Raw genomic sequence first — 1,693 nt, 5'->3', positions numbered from 1 at the left:
GGTCCGACACGAACGTGACCGCCCACCGCGTGCCGGGCTATGCGATCGTCACCGTCTCTCTGAAGGCGCACGGGACGACGCCCGGCGACGCCACGGCAGCGCAGATGCGGCTCCTGGCCGATCTGGCGGACAGCTACGGCCACGGCGAACTCAGGATCAGCCACGAACAGAACGTGGTCCTGCCGCATGTCCACAAGTCCGACCTCTGGGCGCTGCACGCGCGCCTGAAGACCGAGGGCCTCGCCACCGCCAACGTCGGGCTCGTCTCCGACATCATCGCCTGCCCCGGGATGGACTACTGCGCGCTGGCCACTGCCCGCTCCATCCCCGTCGCGCAGGAAATCGCGACCCATTTCCAGTCCCTCGGGCTGGAGGAGGAGATCGGCGCGCTCAAGATCAAGATCTCGGGCTGCATCAACGCCTGCGGTCACCACCATGTCGGCCATATCGGCATCCTCGGCCTCGACCGCGCCGGGGTCGAGAACTACCAGATCACCCTCGGCGGCGACCATACCGAGACGATGACGCTCGGCGAACGCGCGGGCCCGGGCTTCGCCTATGACGAGATCGTGCCGGCGATCGAGCGGCTCCTGCGCGCCTACCTCGCGCTCCGCGCGGGCCGGGAGGAGACCTTCCTCGCCGCCTATCGCCGTCTCGGTGCGGGCCCCTTCAAGGCAGCCCTCTACGAGGCCGAGGCGGAACGCGATGCCGCTTGAGATGGCCGCCCCCTCGCTCGACGACCGCATCGCGGCGCTGAACGAGCGCTATCGCCACCATTCGGCGACGGCGGTCCTCGAACGCGCGCTGGGCGACCCCGAGGTGGGCGAGCTCGCGCTCGTGTCCTCCTTCGGGGCGGAATCGGTCGTGCTCCTTCATCTCGTCTCGGTCGTCGCCCCGGGCACGCCGGTGATCTTCATCGACACGCAGATGCTCTTTGCCGAGACGCTCGCCTACCAGCGCGAGCTGGCCGAGAAGCTGAACCTGACTGACCTCCGGACGATCCGCGCCGATCGCCGCGACACCCAGTTCGAGGATCCCGACGGCACGCTGCACCAGTTCTCGACCGACGCCTGCTGCCACCTCAGGAAGGTCGTGCCGCTGGAACGCGCGCTCAAGGGCTTCGCGGGCTGGATCACCGGGCGGAAGCGCTTCCAGTCGGGCACCCGCGCGGCACTGGAGTTCTTCGAGAACGAGGACGGCAAGCGGCTCAAGGTCAATCCGCTCGCCCACTGGGGCCGCGAGGACCTTGAGGAATACATCGTCAACAATCGTCTTCCGCGGCATCCGCTGGTGTCCAAGGGCTACCCTTCGATCGGCTGCGCGCCCTGCACGAGCCCGGTGAAGGAAGGCGAGGACCCCCGCGCAGGCCGTTGGCGGGGAACGAAAAAGGACGAGTGCGGGATTCATTTCATCGATGGCCGGGTCGTGCGCGGCCCGCTGCCGCAACAGGACGACCGGAAGGAGAACGCGGCATGAGCGTGATCGTGCGCGACGACGGCTTCCATGCCGAGGATTTCGAAGGATCGGCCGTGATCGAGATCGCCTCGAATACCGGAATCGACGCCCTGCCGGCCTCGTTCGAGGGCGTCGAGATGATCGCCGTCGGCTTTCCGGCCTTCTCGGACGGGCGAGGCTTCACGCTGGCCCGCCACCTGCGGAACCGCGGCTTCGGGGGCCGGCTCCGGGCGAAGGG

The 1,693-nt window shown here is 68.4% G+C and carries 2 protein-coding genes and 1 pseudogene; all 3 read left to right on the top strand.

All coding sequences use genetic code 11. The annotated features are described in order from the left end of the window. Nucleotides 1-716: pseudogene (locus ACMUOO_RS17415) on the top strand (nitrite/sulfite reductase); the annotation flags it as partial. Further along, entirely contained in the window at nucleotides 706-1,476 is a 771-nt protein-coding gene (locus tag ACMUOO_RS17410; RefSeq protein ID WP_301918633.1) for a phosphoadenylyl-sulfate reductase, read from the top strand. The pseudogene ACMUOO_RS17415 and the gene ACMUOO_RS17410, both read left to right, overlap by 11 nt. Continuing rightward, nucleotides 1,473-1,693, top strand: a 221-nt coding sequence (locus tag ACMUOO_RS17405; RefSeq protein WP_413855831.1) for a DUF934 domain-containing protein, incomplete at its 3' end; no start/stop codon positions are given. The genes ACMUOO_RS17410 and ACMUOO_RS17405, both read left to right, overlap by 4 nt.

The sequence above is a fragment of the Albidovulum sp. genome (assembly GCF_041919395.1).
In the GTDB taxonomy this organism is placed as follows: Bacteria; Pseudomonadota; Alphaproteobacteria; order Rhodobacterales; family Rhodobacteraceae; genus Albidovulum.
The sequence above is the reverse complement of the archived record's forward strand: the minus strand, read 5'-3'. Positions and strand labels throughout refer to the sequence as shown.